General features: G+C 67.3%; 15 protein-coding genes and 1 riboswitch. Of the genes, 7 read left to right on the top strand and 8 right to left on the bottom strand.

All coding sequences use genetic code 11. The annotated features are described in order from the left end of the window. The first annotated feature begins 73 nt into the window (after positions 1-73). Positions 74-1,417 (top strand): glycerophosphodiester phosphodiesterase family protein, encoded by a 1,344-nt coding sequence (locus IB269_RS25420; RefSeq protein ID WP_192368673.1) that lies wholly within the window; start codon positions 74-76, stop codon positions 1,415-1,417. 102 nt (positions 1,418-1,519) lie between these two features. Here the strand turns inward: IB269_RS25420 and metH are convergent, their stop codons facing one another. Then, the gene (gene metH, locus IB269_RS25415; RefSeq protein WP_225614294.1) at positions 1,520-4,276 is read right to left on the bottom strand and encodes a methionine synthase; all 2,757 of its coding nucleotides are present in this window, start codon (positions 4,274-4,276) and stop codon (positions 1,520-1,522) included. A gap of 27 nt (positions 4,277-4,303) precedes the next feature. After that, positions 4,304-4,430, bottom strand: a riboswitch (S-adenosyl-L-homocysteine riboswitch). Positions 4,431-4,707: 277 nt separating this feature from the next. Between metH and IB269_RS25410 the strand changes: the two genes are divergently transcribed. Genes IB269_RS25410 through IB269_RS25390 form a run of 5 tightly spaced genes read left to right on the top strand, consistent with a single transcriptional unit; the run spans position 4,708 to position 8,460 of the window. Continuing rightward, positions 4,708-5,514, top strand: a complete 807-nt coding sequence (locus IB269_RS25410; RefSeq protein WP_026062625.1) for a FadR/GntR family transcriptional regulator — start codon at positions 4,708-4,710, stop codon at positions 5,512-5,514. Next, positions 5,511-6,317: a transporter substrate-binding domain-containing protein gene (locus IB269_RS25405; protein ID WP_013800110.1), complete on the top strand. Its 807-nt coding sequence runs from the start codon at positions 5,511-5,513 to the stop codon at positions 6,315-6,317. Before IB269_RS25410 ends, IB269_RS25405 begins: the two co-directional genes overlap by 4 nt. A 31-nt stretch (positions 6,318-6,348) precedes the next feature. Further along, complete coding sequence (locus IB269_RS25400; RefSeq protein ID WP_099732519.1) at positions 6,349-7,077, top strand: amino acid ABC transporter permease; 729 nt, start codon at positions 6,349-6,351, stop codon at positions 7,075-7,077. Then, on the top strand, positions 7,074-7,727 hold the full coding sequence (locus IB269_RS25395; RefSeq protein WP_012202167.1) for an amino acid ABC transporter permease: 654 nt from the start codon (positions 7,074-7,076) through the stop codon (positions 7,725-7,727). The genes IB269_RS25400 and IB269_RS25395 overlap by 4 nt, the downstream gene beginning before the upstream one ends. Then, positions 7,714-8,460, top strand: a complete 747-nt coding sequence (locus IB269_RS25390) for an amino acid ABC transporter ATP-binding protein (protein WP_012202166.1) — start codon at positions 7,714-7,716, stop codon at positions 8,458-8,460. Before IB269_RS25395 ends, IB269_RS25390 begins: the two co-directional genes overlap by 14 nt. Positions 8,461-8,532: 72 nt before the next feature. On the opposite strand, the gene IB269_RS25385 is transcribed toward IB269_RS25390, so the two are convergent. From IB269_RS25385 to urtA, 7 genes are all read right to left on the bottom strand, one after another. Then, on the bottom strand, positions 8,533-8,892 hold the full coding sequence (locus tag IB269_RS25385; RefSeq protein WP_012202165.1) for an FmdB family zinc ribbon protein: 360 nt from the start codon (positions 8,890-8,892) through the stop codon (positions 8,533-8,535). Between the two features lie 46 nt (positions 8,893-8,938). After that, positions 8,939-10,168 carry a formamidase gene (fmdA, locus tag IB269_RS25380; RefSeq protein ID WP_192368639.1) on the bottom strand — a complete coding sequence of 410 codons (1,230 nt, stop codon included), beginning with the start codon at positions 10,166-10,168 and terminating at the stop codon, positions 8,939-8,941. A 36-nt stretch (positions 10,169-10,204) separates the two neighbouring features. Next, a complete protein-coding gene (gene urtE / locus IB269_RS25375) occupies positions 10,205-10,894 on the bottom strand; it encodes an urea ABC transporter ATP-binding subunit UrtE (RefSeq protein WP_012202163.1) in 690 nt (229 codons plus the stop codon). Between the two features lie 20 nt (positions 10,895-10,914). Further along, positions 10,915-11,658 (bottom strand): urea ABC transporter ATP-binding protein UrtD, encoded by a 744-nt coding sequence (gene urtD / locus IB269_RS25370; protein WP_012202162.1) that lies wholly within the window; start codon positions 11,656-11,658, stop codon positions 10,915-10,917. Positions 11,659-11,677: 19 nt separating this feature from the next. Further along, entirely contained in the window at positions 11,678-12,880 is a 1,203-nt protein-coding gene (gene urtC, locus IB269_RS25365) for an urea ABC transporter permease subunit UrtC (RefSeq protein WP_141832868.1), read from the bottom strand. Between the two features lie 72 nt (positions 12,881-12,952). Then, positions 12,953-13,867 (bottom strand): urea ABC transporter permease subunit UrtB, encoded by a 915-nt coding sequence (urtB, locus tag IB269_RS25360; protein WP_013800106.1) that lies wholly within the window; start codon positions 13,865-13,867, stop codon positions 12,953-12,955. Between the two features lie 110 nt (positions 13,868-13,977). After that, positions 13,978-15,243 (bottom strand): urea ABC transporter substrate-binding protein, encoded by a 1,266-nt coding sequence (urtA, locus tag IB269_RS25355; protein ID WP_012202159.1) that lies wholly within the window; start codon positions 15,241-15,243, stop codon positions 13,978-13,980. A 214-nt stretch (positions 15,244-15,457) separates the two neighbouring features. Here urtA and IB269_RS25350 point away from each other — a divergent pair, with 214 nt between their 5' ends. After that, positions 15,458-18,958 (top strand): ATP-binding protein, encoded by a 3,501-nt coding sequence (locus IB269_RS25350; protein WP_192368638.1) that lies wholly within the window; start codon positions 15,458-15,460, stop codon positions 18,956-18,958. The last annotated feature ends 10 nt before the right edge of the window (positions 18,959-18,968 follow it).

Below are 18,968 nucleotides of genomic sequence, written 5' to 3'. Positions count from 1 at the left end.
GCATACGCTGCTGAGTTGGCGCATTGCGCGCCGTTCATCAACCCACCACTGCTCGGATATGACCCAACGTCCTATGTCCTTTTCCCGCACTCCCCTGCTCGCGTCCCTGTGCGCGGCTGCAGTCCTCACGGCCTGCGGCGGTGACGGCGGCTCGTTCTACCTCACGCTCGACGGAAAGCAGCCCCAGGTGATCGCCCACCGCGGCTTCTCGGGCAAGTTCCCGGAGCAGACGCGCATGGCCTACGAGGCCGCCGCCGATGCAGGCGCGGACATGCTCGAACTCGACATGCACATGACGAAGGACTGCCAGCTGGTCGCCCGCCACAACGCCTGGCTCAGCGACAGCACCAACGTGGCCGACGTGGCCAAGACCAATGCCGAAGTGGCACGCCGCCAGCGCACCACGGCCGGCGTGCTGGTCAACGTGAAGTACCCCGCCGTGCCTGCCAACGGCCCCTCGCAATACCTGAGCGACCAGCTCGATGCCAACGATCCCAAGTCCGTGCTCAAGGCCCTGGTGGTCGATGGCGAGGACCATCGCAACGACTGGTCCATCAGCGACTTCACGCTGCAGGAGCTGCGCAGCTGGCTGACCGGCACCATCCTGGACAACCGCAGCGAGCGCCCCACCGAGTGGAACGGCAAGTTGCCCCTGATCAGCGCCCAGGACGTGCTGGACATCGCCGCCGCCAAGGGCAAGGCCCTGGGCCGCACCATCCCCGTCTACGCCGAGACCAAGAACCCCTACTGGAACAACCAGCAGGCGATCGCCAACGGCTGCGGCGCACCCGGCTCGCGCCCGTTTGAAGACGCGGTGATCAAGCTGCTGGACCAGAACAAGCTCAACGCCAAGGACTCGGCCATCTACATCCAGAGCTTCGACCCGGCCAGCCTCAAGTACCTGCGCCAGGCCGGCATGAAGGCCAAGGGCGTGCAGCTGATCGACGGCAACGACTTCAGCCTGCGCGACGGCTCCATGGTCTACATCACCAACGATGAGTGGACCTTCATCAGCGGCCGCCCCTACAGCTGGACCCTGGCCGGCGACGCCCGCACCTTCGCCGCCATGCTCACGCCCGCAGGCCTGGCCGACATCAAGACCTATGCCGACGGCATCGGCCCCTGGAAGCCCCAGGTCCTGGCCCACTCCGTCGTGCCCTACAAGGACGGCGCCGGACTCAAGGACGTGAACACCGTCAAGGACACGGGCCTGATCCGCGACGCCCACAAGGCCGGCTTGATCGTGCACAGCTTCACCTTCCGCAACGAGCCGGGCCGCCTGGCCGGCCTGTACAAGGGCGACCCCGTGCAGGAATACCTGACCTACTACCGCCTGGGCATCGACGGCGTGTTCACCGACTTCACGGATACGGCCGTGACGGCGCGCAAGGCTTACAACAAGGAAATCGGGCTCTGATCGAGCGCTGAATGCCGCTGCGGCGGCGTCCATAAAAAAGCCAGGGCATGCCCTGGCTTTTTTCTTGCAACGCGCGGCACCAGTCCGCGCGGACAAACGTTCTCACCCCAGATTCGGCGCCAGCAACCGGCGCAGTTCCTCGATGTCCATGCCCCGGCGCGCGGCCATGTCGGCCAGTTGGTCCTCGCCGATCTCGCCGACGTTGAAGTAGACGGCGTCGGGGTGGCCGATGTAGAAGCCGCTGACGCTGGAGGCCGGGTTCATGGCCAGGCTTTCGGTCAGGGTCATGCCGATCTCGTCGGCCTTGAGCACGGCGAACAGGTCGGTCTTGGCGCTGTGGTCGGGGCAGGCCGGGTAGCCGGGCGCGGGGCGCACGCCCTTGTACTGTTCCTTGATCAGCGCTTCGTTGCTGAGGTCCTCGTCGGGCGCATAGCCCCACAGGTCCTTGCGCACGCGCTGGTGCAGGCATTCGGCGAAGGCCTCGGCCAGGCGGTCGGCCAGGGCCTTGAACATGATGCCGGAGTAGTCGTCCAGCGCGTCTTCGAACTCCTTGTCCTTCTTCTCGGCGCCGATGCCGGCCGTGACGGCGAACAGGCCCGCATAGTCCTGGATGCCCGATTCCTTGGTGGCCACGAAGTCGGACAGGCAGCGGCTGGGGCGCATCAAGGGCTGGCCATCCGGGCCTTCCACCATCTGCTTTTCGGTTTGCTGGCGCATGCCGTACCAGGTCATCAGGACCTGGCTGCGGGACTCGTCGGCATAGAACTCGATGTCATCGCCCACGCGGTTGGCCGGGAACAGGCCGATGGCGCCGTTGGCCTGCAGCCAGCGGCCTTCGATGATTTTCTTGAGCATGGCCTGGCCGTCGGCCAGCACCTTGCGCGCCTCGACGCCGACGATCTCGTCGTCGAGGATGGCCGGATAGGGGCCGGCCAGGTCCCAGGTCTGGAAGAACGGGCCCCAGTCGATGTACTCGGCGATCTCGGCCAGGTCGAAGTTGCGGAACACGCGCCGGCCCAGGGCGCGCGGCGCCACGGGAGCCTGGGAAAAGTCCACGGGCGTGGCGTTGGCGCGCGCCTTTGCCAGTGGCCACAGCGGTGTCTTCTTCTTGTTGGCGTGCTGGGTGCGCACCTTGTCGTAGTCGGCCTGGATCTCGGCCAGGTAGTTGCCCTTGTTCTCGCCCAGCAGGCTCTGGGCCACGCTGACGCTGCGCGAGGCATCGGGCACGTAGACCACGGGGCCTTCGTACTTGGGCGCGATCTTGACGGCGGTGTGCACGCGCGAGCAGGTGGCGCCGCCGATCAGCAGCGGAATCTTCTTGATGCGGAAGTAGTCGTCCTTGTGCATCTCGCCGGCGACGTATTGCATCTCTTCGAGGCTGGGCGTGATCAGGCCCGACAGGCCGATGATGTCCGCGCCCTCGGCCTTGGCCCGGGCCAGGATCTCATGGCAGGGCACCATCACGCCCATGTTGATGACCTCGAAGTTGTTGCACTGCAAAACCACGGTGACGATGTTCTTGCCGATGTCGTGCACGTCGCCCTTGACGGTGGCGATGACGATCTTGCCCTTGCTGGACACGTCCAGGCCCGCCGCTTCCTGCTGGCGCTTTTCCTCTTCGATGTAGGGCACGAGGTGGGCCACGGCCTGCTTCATCACGCGCGCCGACTTGACCACCTGGGGCAGGAACATCTTGCCGGCGCCGAACAGGTCGCCCACGATGTTCATGCCGTCCATGAGCGGGCCTTCGATCACGTGCAGCGGGCGGCCGCCGCCCTGCACCACGATCTGCTGGTAGGCCTCTTCGGTGTCGGCGACGATGAAGTCGGTGATGCCGTGCACCAGGGCGTGCGACAGGCGCTCGCCCACGGTCTTCGGGTTCTCGGGCGTGCCGCGCCATTCGAGCTTCTTGCTGTCGTCCTTGGCGGCGCCCTTGGCGGCGTCGGCAATCTCCAGCAGGCGCTCGGCGGCGTCAGGGCGGCGGTTGAGCACCACGTCTTCCACGCGCTCGCGCAGCTGGGGCTCCAGGTCGTCATAGACGCCGACCATGCCGGCGTTGACGATACCCATGTCCATGCCCGCCGAGATGGCGTGGTACAGGAAGACGGTGTGGATGGCCTCGCGCACGGGGTCGTTGCCGCGGAAGCTGAAGCTCACGTTGGAGACACCGCCCGAGACCTTGGCGCCGGGCAGATTCTTCTTGATCCAGCGCACGGCCTCGATGAAGTCCACGGCGTAGTTGTCGTGTTCCTCGATGCCGGTGGCCACGGCGAAGATGTTGGGGTCGAAGACGATGTCCTCGGGCGGGAAGCCCACCTCGTCCACCAGGATGCGGTAGGCGCGCTCGCAGATCTCGATCTTGCGCTGGTAGGTGTCGGCCTGGCCCTTCTCGTCGAAGGCCATGACCACGGCGGCCGCGCCGTAGCGCCTGATCAGCCGGGCCTGGCGCTTGAATTCATCCAGGCCTTCCTTCATGGAGATGGAGTTGACGATGCCCTTGCCCTGCAGGCAGCGCAGTCCGGCCTCGATGACCTCCCACTTGGAGCTGTCCACCATGACCGGCACCTTGGCGATGTCGGGCTCGGAGGCGATGAGGTTCAGGAAGCGCACCATGGCGGCCTTGCTGTCGAGCATGGCCTCGTCCATGTTCACGTCGATCACCTGGGCGCCGTTTTCCACCTGCTGGCGTGCCACGGACAGCGCTTCCTCGTACTGCTCGTTGAGGATCATGCGCGCAAAGGCCTTGGAGCCTGTGACGTTGGTGCGCTCGCCCACGTTGACGAACAGCGTGCCCTCGCCGATGGAGACAGGCTCCAGGCCCGACAGACGCATGGGAGGGGGAGTGAAAGAGGACGACATCAAGCTCACCTGCAAAAACGGCATGGCAACAGGTGAGCGTCGTTGGCACCGTGGGCGCGGTCCGGCCGGGAACCTGCACCTGGCCCAAGCCTGACGCGGCACGCGATCCGGTGTACGGATGGGCGGGTGCCGCGCTGCAACGCTCCTCGGGCCAAAGCCCGGGATTCTACGGCGGCTGGCGGCGGCCTGCAGTGCGGGTTTTACGCCCGCATTCGGGGCAGGCCTGCACAAAGCCATGCGGCACTGCACCAAAGCGCGGCAGCGCGGGCCGCCGGCGGCGCCTTCGGGGCGAATTGTCGATACCCCATCGCCCCGGATTCCTTGCAGTGCCTGAGGACAACGCTCCTTTTTTTGCATCTGGCACGCAATTCGCTATCTGCTGGGTACGTGGTCTGACCAGTCAGGCCAAAACCCTCCACCCGCGCCAGCCCATGCAAAGCATTCCGATCTCGATGGCCCAGACGCTGCAGCAGCACATCCTGAGCGGCCACTACCCCGGCGGCAGCCAGCTGCCGCCGCAGCGCGAGCTGGCCCGGCAGCTGGGCATCAGCCGCGCTTCGCTGCGCGAGGCGCTGTCCATGCTGGAGGCCCTGGGCCTGGTCGAGATCCAGCCGGGCAAGGGCGTGCGCATCAACGGCCCGCACAGCGGCCGTGCACGCATGCACCGCGCCTATGCCACCCCGGCGCTGGGCACGCTGTCGCCGCGCCAGCTGATCGAGCTGCGCCTGGTGCTGGAGCCTGGCTGGGCCGCGCTGGCGGCCGTGCGCGCCGACGACAGCGGCCTGCGCCAGCTGCAATGGACCCAGTCCCAGCTGGCCCACGCACTGGCCCGCAGCGACCTGCTGGCCGCCGCCGACGCCGATCTGCAGTTCCACCTGCTGCTGGCCCAGTTGTCGGGCAACCCAGGCCTGGTGGCCATGGCGCGCCAGCTGGAGCTGGCCATCAGCCACAGCCTGCGCCTGCCGTTTGCCTGGAGCGGCGCCGACGACCAGCCCGTGCGCGAGCACGACGCCATCGTGCAGGCCGTCTGCGCGGGCGATGCGCCGGGTGCCGCGGGCGCCATGCGCGCCCACCTGCTGTCGGCCGCCAGGCGCAGCGGCATCGATCTCGACACACCGGACGACGCGGCGGCGCCCGACGCGACGGCGCCCGACGCAACGGCGCCCGATACATCTGCGCCCGACCCTGACCCGCTTTCCTTTCGCCTCACCCCACCTTCCGAAGGAGCTTTCGCATGACTTCCCCCCTGACACCCCGCCGCGCATTCATCCGCACCGCCCTGGCGGCCGCCACCCTGGCCGCTGCCGGCCTGGGCGGCGCAGCCCATGCCGACATGCTGGCCAACATCCAGAAGGCCGGCGTGCTGCGCGTGGCGATTCCGCAGGACTTCCCGCCCTTCGGCTCGCTGGGCACCGACCTGAAGCTGCAGGGCTATGACATCGACATGGCCGCCCTGGTCGCCCAGGAGCTGGGCGTGAAGGTGGAGCTGGTGCCCGTGACCAGCACCAACCGCATCCCCTTCCTGACCACGGGCAAGGCCGACATCGTCATCTCCAGCCTGGGCAAGAACGCCGAGCGCGCCAAGGTGATCGACTTCACCCAGGCCTATGCGCCCTTCCCCAAGAGCGTCTACGGCCCCAAGGACGTGAGCATCAAGGCCCCTGCCGACCTGGCCGGCAAGACCGTGGGCGTGACGCGCGGCTCCACCGAGGACCTGGCCCTCACGCAGGTGGCGCCGGCCTCGGCCACCATCAAGCGCTACGAGGACAACAACGCCACCGCGCAAAGCTATCTGACGGGCCAGGTGCAGCTGGTGACGCTGGGCAACATCGTGGCCAACGCCGTCAACGAGCGCACCAGGCTGCGCCAGCTGGACGTGAAGTTCGCGGTCGAGGACACGCCCTGCTACATCGGCGTGGCCAAGGGCGAGCCGGCGCTGCTGCAGAAGGTGGACGCCATCATCACCAAGCTCAAGGCCGACGGCCGCCTGACCGGCCTGTCCCAGCGCTGGATGAAGATGCCGCTGCCCGCCACCCTGTAACCGCTGCGCCCCTGTTTCCGGAAATCCTTCCATGGCCTATCAATTCGACTTCGGCGCCGTGTTCGACTACAGCGGCCTGCTGGCACAGGGCGCAGGCTTCACGCTGGCGCTGACGGCAGCGGGCGCCGTGCTGGGCGGCGCCATCGGCGTGGCCGGCGGCGTCAGCCGCGCCTGGCGCATTGCGCCGCTGCACTGGCTGTTCAAGGTGTACGTGGAGGGCATACGCAACACGCCCTTCCTGGTGCAGCTGATGTTCGTGTTCTTCGGCCTGCCTTCGCTGGGCGTGCAGATCAACGAATGGCAGGCCTGCCTGCTGACCACGGTGATCAACCTGGGCGCCTACATCACCGAGATCGTGCGCGCCGGCATCCAGGAGACGCCGCGCGGCCAGCTGGAAGCCGCTGGCGCGCTGGGCATGGGCCGCTGGGCGGTCTTCCGCCATGTGGTGCTGCGCCCTGCGCTGCAGCGGGTCTGGCCCTCGCTGAGCAGCCAGATCGTGATCGTGATGCTGGGCACCTCGGTGGTCTCGCAGATCGCCGCCCAGGACCTGACGTTTGCGGCCAACTTCATCCAGTCGCGCAACTTCCGCGCGTTCGAGACCTACCTGGTGGTGACGGCGGCGTACTTCTTGCTGGCCCTGGCACTGCGCCAGTTGCTGGCCTGGATAGGCCAGCGCTTCGTGGTGGGCCGCCGCACGCCGCGTGCAGCCCGGCCCGCTGCACCTGCTGCACCTGCAACCACTGCCGGAGACGCCGCATGATTGCCGACATTCCCCTGCTGCCCATCCTGGCCAAGCTGGCCGAGGGCCTGCTGGCCACGCTGGCGCTGTCGCTGCTGGCCTTCGTGCTGGGCGGCGCCACCGGATTGCTGGTGCTGTTCGCCCGCGTGGGCCGCAGCCAGAACCTGCGCCGCCTGGCCAAGGCCTATATCCAGGCCTTCCAGAACACGCCGCTGCTGATGCAGATGTTCATCGTGTTCTTCGGCTCGTCCATGGCCGGCCTGGACATCTCGCCCTGGACGGCGGCCGCCATTGGCCTGACGCTGTACACCAGCGCCTACCTGGCCGAGGTCTGGCGCGGCTGCGTGGAGTCCATCCCCAGCGGCCAGTGGGAAGCCTCCTCCAGCCTGGCCATGGGCTACCTGCAGCAGATGCGCCATGTGGTGCTGCCGCAGGCGCTGCGCCTGTCGATAGCACCCACGGTCGGCTTCTCGGTGCAGATCATCAAGGGCACGGCCGTGGCCTCGATCATCGGCTTCAGCGAGCTGACCAAGCTCGGCTCCATGCTGGCCAACGCCACCTTCCAGCCCTTCCTCATCTACGGCCTGGTCGCCGCAGGCTACTTCCTGCTGTGCTGGCCCCTGTCCCTCTACGCATCCCATCTGGAGAAGAAACTCTATGCCGCTCGTTGATGTGCGCGCCGTTCACAAGCATTACGGCAACAACCATGTGCTCAAGGGCGTGGACCTGAGCGTGGACAGCGGCCAGGTGGTCGCCATCATCGGCCGCAGCGGCTCGGGCAAGAGCACGCTGCTGCGCTCCATCAACGGGCTGGAGGCCATCCAGTCCGGCCAGATCGTGGTGGACGACGCCGTGCTCAAGGGCTCGGAGGGCAGCGCGCCCTCGCCCGCCCAGCTGCGCGCGCTGCGCCTGAACGTGGGCATGGTGTTCCAGCAGTTCAACCTGTTCCCCCACCTGACGGCGGGCGAGAACGTGGCCCTGTCGCCCACCGTGGTCAAGGGCGTGAAAAAGCCCGAGGCGGCGGCGCTGGCGCGCCAGATGCTGGCCAAAGTCGGCCTGGGCGACAAGTACGACAGCTACCCCGACCAGCTCAGCGGCGGCCAGCAGCAGCGCGTGGCCATTGCACGCGCGCTGGCCATGCAGCCCAAGGTGCTGCTGTGCGACGAGATCACCTCGGCCCTGGACCCGGAGCTGGTCAACGAGGTGCTGGCCGTGGTCAAGCAGCTCGCCGCCGAGGGCATGACGCTGATCATGGTCACGCACGAGATGCGCTTTGCCCGCGACGTGGGCGACCAGCTGGTGTTCATGCACCAGGGCCTGATCCACGAAAGCGGCCCGGCCAAGCAGCTGTTCGCCAACCCGCAGACGCCGGAGCTGGCGGGCTTCATCGGCGCCGTGCACTGAGCGGGACGGCCAGGCAGGACAAAGGCCCGCGTCGCGGGCCTTTTTTGCATCGGTGCGGCGCAGGGGCCGCGGTCAGTGGCTGATCATCCAAGGCCGCTTGGTCGGGAAGGTCTTGGCGCCGTTGGGCGCCGTGACCGTGGAGCCGCGCTTGCTGGCGCCGCTGCAGCAGCCGCAGCCCGAAGGGTGGCGCATGCGCGCGTAGCTGCCCTCGGCCACATCGCGTGAGCGCCTGGGCTCGTGCCGGGCGCGCTCGTTGGTGTCGTGGGCGCGGCGCTGTTCGGGGCTGGTGCAGGCCAGGCGCGGCGCGCTGACGAAGACGCGGGGCGAGGCCGCCTCGCAGCTGGGGCAGGGCGCGGGCTCGTTGCGCTGCGAGAGGCTGCGCAGCGCGTCGAAGCCGCCGCATGCGGTGCAGTGGTAGTCATAGGTGGGCATGGGCGGCCTCTGGCGGATGGTGGATGGCGGGTGTCGTATGTCGGGCTTACTTGTCCTGGGCGATGGGCAGATCCACCCCGCCCGTGATGATCTTCTGTGGTCCCTCGGCCGTGGGATTGATGTCGAAGTCGAAGATCTCCGTGGGCAGCCACAGCGTGGCGCAGGCATTGGGCACGTCCACCACGCCGCTGATGTGGCCCTGCACGGGCGCCGTGCCCAGCAGCGAGTAGGCCTGGGCGCCGCTGTAGCCGAATTTCTTCAGGTACTCGATGGCGTTCAGGCAGGCCTGGCGGTAGGCCACGGTCACGTCCAGGTAGTGCTGCTTGCCCTTTTCGTCCACCGAGATGCCTTCGAAGATCAGGTAGTCCTTGTAGTTGGGCGTCATGGGGCTGGGCTTGAAGATGGGGTTCTTGATGCCGTACTTGGCCATGCCGCCCTTGATCAGCGAGACCTTCATGTGCACCCAGCCCGCCATCTCGATGGCGCCGCAGAAGGTGATCTCGCCATCACCCTGGCTGAAGTGCAGGTCGCCCACGCTCAGGCCCGCGCCGTCCACGTAGACGGGGAAGAACACGCGCGAGCCGCGCGAGAGGTCCTTGATGTCGCAGTTGCCGCCGTGCTCGCGCGGCGGCACGGTGCGTGCGCCTTCGGCGGCGGCCTTGTCGCGCGCCTCGCCCTGCATCTGGCCCATGTGGGCGGTGGTGGCGTTGGGCGGGTTGGCCAGGCCGGGAATGCGGTCGGGGTCGGTGGCGATGAGGCCGGTCTCGCGCTCGTTCCAGCTGGCCAGCATCTTGGGGTCGGGCAGGCAGCCGATCAGGCCCGGGTGGATGAGGCCTGCGAAGTTGACGCCGGGGATGTGGCGGCTCTTGGTGAACATGCCGTGGAAGTCCCAGATGGACTTCTGGGCCAGCGGGAAATGCTCGTCCAGGAAGCCGCCGCCATTCTGCCTGGAGAAAAAGCCGTTGAAGCCCCAGAGGCTGTCGTCGCGCGCGCCGATGTCCAGCAGGTCCACCACCAGCAGGTCGCCGGGCTGCGCGCCCTTGACGCCCACGGGGCCGGACAGGAAGTGGACGGTGGACAGGTCCACGTCGCGCACGTCTTCGGCGCTGTCGTCGTTCTTGATGGCGCCGCCGGTCCAGTCATAGGTCTCCAGCTTGAACTCCGCGCCCGGCTCCACCCAGACCGCCATGGGAATGTCGGGATGCCAGCGGTTGTGCACCTGCGGGTTGTCGTAGGGGGACTGGTTGAGATCGACCTTGATCAGGGTTTCGGCCATGGTGTGCTCCTTGCGATGGCAGTGGGAAAAAACGGATCAGACGGAGAGGTAGGACTTGATGCGCTGTTCATCCGTATCAGCACGGGCCGTCTCATGGACCAGGCGGCCGCCCTCGATGACGAACAGCCGGTCGGCCACATCCATGGCGAAGGAAAGCACCTGCTCGCTGACCACGATGGTGATGCGGCGCAGCTTGCGGATCTCGTTGAGCGCCTTGGCGATGTCCTTGATGATGGAAGGCTGTATGCCCTCGGTGGGCTCGTCCAGCAGCAGCACCTTGGGGTCGGTGACCAGGGCGCGCGCAATGGCCAGCTGCTGCTGCTGCCCGCCCGAAAGGTTGCCGCCCTTGCGCCGGCGCATGTCCCAGAGCACGGGGAACAGGGCGTAGATGTCGTCGGGCACCTGGCGCGTCTTCGCGTTCTCCAGGCCCGTCTGTATGTTCTCTTCCACGGTCAGCGTGGGGAAGATCATGCGGCCCTGGGGCACGTAGGCAATGCCCTTGGCCACGCGCCGGAAGCTCTCGTCCTTCGTGACGTCCTGGCCGGCCACGGTGATCTGGCCGCTCTTGGCGGGCATGACGCCCATCAGGCTTTTGAACAGCGTGGTCTTGCCCATGCCGTTGCGGCCCATGATGGCCACGGTTTCGTTCTCGCGGCCCTCGAAGCTGATGCCGTGCAGCGCCTCGCTCTGGCCATAGGCCACGTACAGATCCTTGACTTGCAGCATGTGAATTCCTTGTGCGTGCCTCAGTGGCCGAGGTAGACGTCGATGACCTTGGGGTCGGCCTGCACCTTGTCCATGGGACCCTCGGCGAGGATCTTTCCCTGGTGCATGACGGTGACCTTGTGCGCGATGCGCGCCACGAACTCCATGTCGTGCTCGATGACGATGACGGAGCGGTTCTTGCAGATGCGCTGCAGCAGTTCGGCCGTCAGCTCGCGCTCGCGGGCGCTCATGCCGGCGATGGGCTCGTCCAGCATCAGCAGCTCGGGCTCCTGCATGAGCAGCATGCCGATCTCCAGCCACTGCTTCTGGCCATGGCTGAGCAGGCCGGCCTCGGTGTCCAGGCGCTCGTCCAGGCCGATGTCGGCGGCCACGGCCTGCACGCGATCTCGCACCGCCTCCGTGCACTTGAAGGCCAGCGCGCCGAAGACCGAGCGGCCTTGCGGGTAGGAGACCTCCAGGTTCTGGAAGACCGACAGGTTCTCGTAGATGGACGGCGTCTGGAACTTGCGCCCGATCCCCAGGCGCACGCGCTTGTGCTCGGCCATGCGCGTGAGTTCCTCGTTCTTGAACTTGATGCTGCCGGCCGTGGCGCGGGTCTTGCCGCAGATCAGGTCCAGCAGCGTGGTCTTGCCCGCGCCGTTGGGGCCGATGATGACGCGCAGCTCGTTCTTGTCGATGTACAGGTTCAGCGCGTCGATGGCCTTGAAGCCGTCGAAGGAGACCGTCAGGTCTTCCACGGCCAGCGTGAAGTCGGTATTGCTCATGGTGTGCTCCCGCTGTGGTTCAGGCGCCCTGGCGGCCCATGCCTTCGGACAGGGCGGACGTGGGCTTGGTGGCGGCCGGGGCCGGGGCAGGTGCTGCCTGGGCTCCCTGCGCTGCGGCAGGTGCTGCGCCAGGTGCCGTGCCCTTGCGGCGGCTGTTCCACCACGGAACGATGCGGCTTTCCCACAGGCCGGCCAGCCCCATCGGGAAGGCCATGGTCACGCCGATGAACAGGCCCGCCATGAGGAACAGCCACAGGTCCGGGAAGCTTTCCGAGAAATAGGTCTTGCCCGCGTTGACCAGCAGCGTGCCGTACACGGCGCCCACCAGGCTCATGCGCCCGCCCACGGCGGCGTAGATGACCATTTCGATGGAGGGCACGATGCCCACGAAGCTGGGCGACATGAAGCCCACCTGCAGCGTGAACATGGCGCCGCCTATGCCCGACAGCGCAGCGGCCAGGCAGAACACGAAGACCTTGAAGTTGGCCACGTCGTAGCCGGAAAAGCGCACGCGGTCTTCCTTGTCGCGCATGGCCAGCAGCAGGGTGCCCACCTTGCCGGTCTGAATCCAGCGGCACAGCACGATGGCGCCGATCAGCAGGGCCACGCAGACGTAGTAGAGGATGTACTTGGCGCTGTCCGTGCGCGTGTCCCAGCCCCACAGGGTCTTGAGGTCGGTCATGCCGTTGACGCCGCCCGTGTAGCCCTGCTGGCCGATGATGAGCACGGTGACGATCAGCGCCACGGCCTGCGTGATGATGGCGAAGTACACCCCGCCCACGCGGCGCTTGAACATGGCGAAGCTGATGAGCCAGGCCAGCAGCGTGGGCACGGCGATGACGGCGGCCAGCGAGAACGGCAGGCTCTTGAAGGGCAGCCAGAACGAGGGCAGCTCGGTCAGCTGGTTCCAGTCCATGAAGTCGGGGATGCCGGGCGTGGACTGGATCTTGGTGCTGATGGGGTCGGACGCCTCCAGCTTCAGGAACATGGCCATGGCGTAGCCGCCCAGGCCGAAGAACACGCCCTGGCCCAGGCTGAGCACGCCGCCATAGCCCCAGACCATGACCAGGCCGATGGCGACGAAGGCATAGGTCAGGTACTTGCCGACCAGGTTGAGGCGGAAGATGTCCAGCGCCAGGGGCAGCACCACCGCCAGCAGGACGGTGAGCAGCACCAGGCTGGCGAGCTGGTAGCGCTGTATCCAGGCTTTGAGGGCTTGCATGGAATGACTCCGGTGAACTCAGGGGAAATCGGGGGAACGCGGCGGAACTCGTGGACAGGGCCGGCGCCGGGATCAGCGCCGCACCTTGGACGCGAACAGGCCCTGGGGACGCAGCATCAGGATGAAGACGATCAGCGACAGCGTGATCACCTTGGCCATGGAGCCCGCGAGGAAGAACTCGGTGATGGACTGCGTCTGCGCAATGCCGAAGGCCGAGACCACGGTGCCCAGCAGGCTGGCCGCGCCGCCGAAGGTGACCACCAGGAAGGCGTCCACGATGTACAGCGAGCCCGAGGTGGGGCCGGTGGAGCCGATGGTGGTGAAGGCCGCGCCCGCCACGCCTGCGATGCCGCAGCCGATGGCAAAGGTCAGGCGGTCGGTCTTCTTGGTGTCGATGCCGATGGCGTTGGCCATCACGCGGTTGCTGACCGTGGCACGCACGCGCAGGCCCCAGCGGCTCTTGTGCAGCGCGATCAGCACGCCGGCCGTGACCACCGCGGTCAGCGCCAGCACGAACAGGCCGTTGATGGGAATGTCCAGCCCCTCGGCCGGCGCCCACGAGCCCATCAGCCAGTCAGGCAGGGTGGGGCTGACTTCCTTGGGGCCGATGAAGGTGCGAAAGCACTGCTGCAGCGCCAGGCTCACGCCCCAGGTGGCCAGCAGCGTGTCCAGCGGGCGCTTGTAGAGGTGGCGGATCAGCCCCCACTCCACCAGCCAGCCGGCCGCGAAGGCGAACAGGAAGGCGGCCACGATGGCCAGCGGGAAGTAGTAGGGCATGAACTCGGGCGCGTGCTGCGCCGTGAGCGTGGAGCCCAGGTAGATGGTGTAGGCGCCAATGGTCATGAACTCGCCATGCGCCATGTTGATCACGCCCATCTGGCCAAAGATGATGGCCAGGCCCAGGCCCATCAGCAGCAGCACGGCGAACAGGCTCAGCCCCGCGAAGCCCTGCATCAGGCCGATGTTCATCATGTCGGAAAAACTCATGGTGCTGCTCCTGCGCGCAAGCCAATCGGGAGAGGGGGAAACGGTTCACGCGGCGGCCCGCCCACCAGGCCGCAGGCCGCCACGCATCACCTGCCTGAACGGATCAGGACTTACTGGTAACCCTTGGGGAAGGGATCGGGTTTGATGAGTTCAGGCGACTCCGAGACCACCTTGAACGTGCCGTCCGGCTGCCCCACGGCAATGCGCGACTTGCTCCACAGGTGGTGGTTGGCGTCCACCTTCACGTAGCCTTCGGGCGCGGTCTTGAGTTCCAGCCCCGGCGATGCGGCCACCACCTTGTCCACGTCGAAGCTCTTGGCCTTTTCCACGGCGGCCTTCCACAGCCAGGGGCCCAGGTAGCCGGCCTGGGTGACGTCGCCGATGACGGCATTGGGGCCGTACTTGGCCTTGAAGGCGGCCACGAACTTCTTGTTGTTCTCGTTGTCCAGCGTCTGGAAGTACTTCATCGAGGAGTAGAAGCCCGTGAAGTTCTCGCCGCCCACGCCGGTCATCTCGTCCTCGGTCACCGACAGCGTGACCAGCAATTGCTTGTCACCCGTGATGCCTGCGGCCTTGAGCGCCTTGTAGAAGGCCACGTTGGAGCCGCCCACCACGGCCACGAAGATGCAGTCCGGCTTTTGCAGCTTGATCTTGTTGACCAGCGAGCCGAAGTTGGTGCTGCCCAGCGGGTAGTACTCCTCGCCGACGACCTTGCCCTTCTGGAAGTTCTCGATGTGCTTGCGCGCGATCTTCATCGAGGTGCGCGGCCAGATGTAGTCCGAGCCGATCAGGAAGAAGGTCTTGGCCTTTTTCTCGGCCTTGGCCCAGTCCAGGCTGTACAGGATCTGCTGCGTGGCTTCCTGGCCCGTGTAGATCACGTTCTTGGACTGCTCCAGGCCTTCGTAGAAGGTGGGGTAGTACAGCAGGCCGTTTTCCTTCTCGAACACGGGCAGCACGGCCTTGCGCGAGGCGCTGGTCCAGCAGCCGAAGACGGCGGCGCAGCGGTCGTTGATGAGCAGTTTCTTGGACTTCTCGGCGAAGGTGGGCCAGTCGGAGGCGCCGTCTTCCTTGATCACGCGGATCTTGCGGCCCAGGATGCCGCCCATGGCGTTGATCTGGTCGATGGCCAGTTGCTCGGCCTGGATGGAGCCGGTCTCGGAGATCGCCATGGTGCCCGTGGCCGAGTGCAGCTGGCCCACGACGACTTCGGTATCGGTCACGGCCAGCTTGGTGGTGTTGACCTGGGCCGTGGGCTGGGCGAAGGACCAGGCCGGCAGCCCGGCCACCGAGGCGGCGCCAAGCGCCTGCAGGACGCGGCGGCGGCCCATTTCCGTGCCGGGGGAACCAGGTGTGCGGGGGTCGGAGGGGTGGCTCATGGTGACTCTCCTGTAAGGATCGGTTGGGTGATCTGCAAGTGGCTGAAAACTGGCGTTGCGGTTACGGCTTGTTTCCGCGCTGGGTCCAAGATTAGGAAGAACCCTTGAAACCGCCCATACGTCAATTGACGTAGCCATCTGCGTACGCACCCCGCGCACTCCTCTTGAAAGCCGCGCCAGCATTGGCCCCGCACGTTTCTTGCTAGACCTGGGAATGCACTCCGCACCCCCGCCCGACAGCCCCGCCAGCACCTCGCCCGCGCCGCAGACCATCTTTCGGTTCCGGCGCGAATACAACGCCTGGGTGGCCGACGAGACCATGGAGGACTACGCGCTGCGCTACACGCCGCGCAGCTTCCGGCGCTGGAGCGAGTTCCGCGTGGCCAACACGGCCTTCGGCTCGCTGTCCTTCCTGGCGCTGGAGGCGATCGGCGGCGCCATTGCGCTGAACTACGGCTTTGCCAACGCCATGTGGGCCATCGTCACCGTGGGGCTGGTGATCTTCCTGACGGGGCTGCCCATCGCCGTCTGCGCGGCACGCTACGGGCTGGACATGGACCTGCTGACGCGGGGCGCGGGATTCGGCTACCTGGGCTCGACCATCACCTCGCTGATCTACGCCGTCTTCACCTTCATCTTCTTTGCGCTGGAGGCGGCCATCATGGCGCTGGCCCTGCAGCTGGTGGTGGACTGGCCGCTGCAGTGGTGCTATGCGCTGTCGGCCCTGGTGGTGCTGCCGCTGGCCATGCGCGGCATCACGCTGATCTCGCGCCTGCAGGCCTGGACGCAGCCGCTGTGGCTGTTCCTGCTGGTGCTGCCCTTCGTGTGGATGGCGCTGTCCCAGCCCCAGCTGTACCGCGACTTCGCCAGCCTCACCGGCCTGCGCTCGGGCAGCAGCCGGTTCGATCCGCTGATGTTCGGCGCGGCGGCGGCCGTGATCTTCGCGCTGGTGGTGCAGATCGGCGAGCAGGTGGACTTCCTGCGCTTTCTGCCGCCGCGCACCCGGGCCAACCGCCTGCGCTGGTGGGGCGCGGTGCTGGTGGCAGGGCCGGGCTGGGCCGTGATGGGCATGCTCAAGATGGCGGGCGGCGCGTTTCTCGCCTTCGCGGCCATGCAGCTGGAGGGGGTGGACGCCTCGCGCGCGGCCGAGCCCACGCAGATGTTCCTGGTGGGCTTCCAGCAGGTGCTGCAGGCCCTGGGCCTGCCGGGGCTGGCCGTGGCGGTGACCGTGGTCTTCGTGGTCATCTCGCAGGTCAAGATCAACGTGACCAATGCCTACGCGGGGTCGCTTGCCTGGTCCAACTTCTTCGCGCGCATCACGCGCAGCCATCCGGGGCGCGTGGTCTGGATGGTGTTCAACGTGGTCATCGCCACCTTGCTGATGACGCTGGGCGTGTTCGGCGCGCTGGAGAAGGTGCTGACCATCTACAGCAACGTGGCCATCGCCTGGGTGGGTGCGCTGGTGGCCGACCTGGTCATCAACAAGCCGCTGGGACTGAGCCCGCCGGGCATCGAGTTCCGCCGCGCCCATCTGTACGACTTCAATCCCGTGGGCCCGGGCGCCATGCTGCTGGCCGCCGCCGTGGCCTGCTGCGCCTATGCGGGCCTGCTGGGCGAGACGGCGGCCGCGTTCTCGCCCTTCATCGCGCTGGCGCTGTCCATGCTGCTGTCGCCGCTGCTGGCCTGGCTGACGGGCGGGCGCTACTACCTGGCGCGGCCCGCAGGCAACCTGTGGAAGCCCGGCGAGACCGTGCGCTGCGCCGTCTGCCAGAAGCATTTCGAATCCGAGGACATGGCGCACTGCCCTGCCTACGGCGCGCCCATCTGCTCGCTGTGCTGCTCGCTGGAGTCGCGCTGCCATGACCGCTGCAAGACCGGATCGCGCGCGGGCGAGCAGTTGCATGCGCTGGCCTCAGCCCTGCTGCCGCCGCGCTGGGCGACCAAGGTGAACTTCCGCGCGGGCCAGTACCTGGTGGTGATGCTGTCGCTGTGCGCGGTGACGGCCTTCATGGTGGGCGTGGTCTACATGCAGGAAAGCCTGCAGGCAGGCAGCGTCGATGGCGGCGCGCTGCGCATCCCCTTCCTCAAGGTCTTCGCGCTGCTGGCCCTGCTGTGCGCCGTGGCCGCCTGGTGGGTGGTGCTGAGCACGGACAGCCGGCGCATGGCCCAGGACGAGTCCGAGCGCCAGAACCAGCTGCTGCTGCAGGAGATTGCCGCCCACAAGCGCACCGATGCCGAGCTGCAGGCCGCCAAGGACCATGCCGAGCAGGCCAGCCAGGCCAAGACGCGCTATGTGGCCGGCATGACGCACGAGCTGCGCTCGCCGCTCAACAGCCTGCTGGGCTATACGCAGATCCTGCTCAAGAGCCCGCAGGTCGATGGCTGGGTGCGCGAGACCCTGTCCACCATGCAGCACAGCGGCCAGCACCTGCGCGCGCTGATCGACGAATCGCTGGAGCTGGCCAGCATCGAGGCCGGCCGCCTGCGCCTGGACCTCGCCCCCCTGCCCCTGCCCGCGCTGATCGACGGCATCGAGGCCATGATGCGGCCCCAGGCACAGGCCAGGGGGCTGCAGTTCTCGGTCGAGACGCTGGGCACCATGCCGCGCTGGGTGCGGGCCGACGCCAAGCGGCTGCGCCAGATCCTGATCAACCTGCTGTCCAACGCCGTGCGCTTCACCCAACGCGGCGAGGTGCGGCTGCGCATGGACTTCAGGCCCCATGTCTCGCGCATCGAGGTCATTGATACCGGCATCGGGATCGAACCGCAGGACATGGAGCGCATCTTCGTGCCCTTCGAGCGCGGCAGCGCGGGGCGGCGCGTCAGCGAGGCGGGCACGGGCCTGGGGCTGACCATCACCCATCTGCTGACCGAGCTGATGGGCGGGCAGCTCACCCTGAGCAGCACGCCCGGCGAGGGCAGCTGCTTCACCGTGCGCCTGTACCTGCCCGAGATGGCGCCCGACGCGTCCTGGGTCCCTCCGGGCGCCGCCGCCACGCTGCACACCGTCATCGGCTATCTGCCGCCCCGGCGCACCCTGCTGGTGGTGGACGACCAGCCGCTGCAGCGCCAGCTGCTGGCCGGCCTGCTGCTGCCGCTGGGCTTCGAGATCCGCGAGGCCGCCAGCGGCCGCGAGTGCCTGGAGATCGTGGAGCAAAGCCCGCCCGACCTGGTGCTGCTGGACATCAGCATGGACGACCTGGACGGCTGGCAGACCGCCGCCCTGCTGCGCGCGCGCTGGGAAGCGCAGCAGCTGCCCGTGGTCTTCGTCTCGGCCAACCTGTTCGACAACGACCCGCCGCGCCTGGCCGATGCGCGCTGCCAGGGCTTCGTCGCCAAGCCCGTGACCGAGTCCGAGCTGCTGCAGGTGCTCGAGCGCGTGCTGCGGCTGGAATGGGTGCATGACAACCGCCCGCTGCTGCTGCCGGCGCCGCGTGCAGAGCAGGCAGAGGCCAAGGCAGCGGAGGCGCCAGCAGCCGCCCCCTTCCCGCCCGATCTGCGTGAAGACCTGGCCCGGCTGGCGCGATCGGGCCAGGCCACTGCCCTGCGCGAGCGCCTGCGCCAGGCGCGCCAGCAGGCGCCCGCGCATGCCGCGCTGCTCGATGCGCTGCAGGCCTGCGCGAACCGCTTCGACTTCGATGCGCTGGCGCGCATGCTGCCGCGGCCCGAGCAAGAGGATGAAGAAGACGAAGAAAGAGAGGAGACCGATGAATGAGAACCCGCAA

Origin of the sequence: Delftia sp. DLF01 (genome assembly GCF_014852125.1) — a bacterium.
GTDB classification, from domain to species: Bacteria; Pseudomonadota; Gammaproteobacteria; order Burkholderiales; family Burkholderiaceae_C; genus Comamonas; species Comamonas acidovorans.
This window is presented reverse-complemented; position numbering and strand designations above follow the sequence as displayed.

Excerpts from the sequence above, each read along its gene's own strand:
- IB269_RS25405 (WP_013800110.1), top strand. The coding sequence starts at position 5,511 with ATGACTTCCCCCCTGACACCCCGCCGCGCATTCATCCGCACCGCCCTG.
- urtC (WP_141832868.1), bottom strand. The coding sequence starts at position 12,880 with ATGCAAGCCCTCAAAGCCTGGATACAGCGCTACCAGCTCGCCAGCCTG.
- urtA (WP_012202159.1), bottom strand. The coding sequence starts at position 15,243 with ATGAGCCACCCCTCCGACCCCCGCACACCTGGTTCCCCCGGCACGGAA.
- urtB (WP_013800106.1), bottom strand. The coding sequence starts at position 13,867 with ATGAGTTTTTCCGACATGATGAACATCGGCCTGATGCAGGGCTTCGCG.
- metH (WP_225614294.1), bottom strand. The coding sequence starts at position 4,276 with ATGTCGTCCTCTTTCACTCCCCCTCCCATGCGTCTGTCGGGCCTGGAG.
- urtD (WP_012202162.1), bottom strand. The coding sequence starts at position 11,658 with ATGAGCAATACCGACTTCACGCTGGCCGTGGAAGACCTGACGGTCTCC.
- fmdA (WP_192368639.1), bottom strand. The coding sequence starts at position 10,168 with ATGGCCGAAACCCTGATCAAGGTCGATCTCAACCAGTCCCCCTACGAC.
- IB269_RS25400 (WP_099732519.1), top strand. The coding sequence starts at position 6,349 with ATGGCCTATCAATTCGACTTCGGCGCCGTGTTCGACTACAGCGGCCTG.
- IB269_RS25350 (WP_192368638.1), top strand. The coding sequence starts at position 15,458 with ATGCACTCCGCACCCCCGCCCGACAGCCCCGCCAGCACCTCGCCCGCG.
- IB269_RS25420 (WP_192368673.1), top strand. The coding sequence starts at position 74 with ATGTCCTTTTCCCGCACTCCCCTGCTCGCGTCCCTGTGCGCGGCTGCA.
- urtE (WP_012202163.1), bottom strand. The coding sequence starts at position 10,894 with ATGCTGCAAGTCAAGGATCTGTACGTGGCCTATGGCCAGAGCGAGGCG.
- IB269_RS25390 (WP_012202166.1), top strand. The coding sequence starts at position 7,714 with ATGCCGCTCGTTGATGTGCGCGCCGTTCACAAGCATTACGGCAACAAC.
- IB269_RS25385 (WP_012202165.1), bottom strand. The coding sequence starts at position 8,892 with ATGCCCACCTATGACTACCACTGCACCGCATGCGGCGGCTTCGACGCG.
- IB269_RS25410 (WP_026062625.1), top strand. The coding sequence starts at position 4,708 with ATGCAAAGCATTCCGATCTCGATGGCCCAGACGCTGCAGCAGCACATC.
- IB269_RS25395 (WP_012202167.1), top strand. The coding sequence starts at position 7,074 with ATGATTGCCGACATTCCCCTGCTGCCCATCCTGGCCAAGCTGGCCGAG.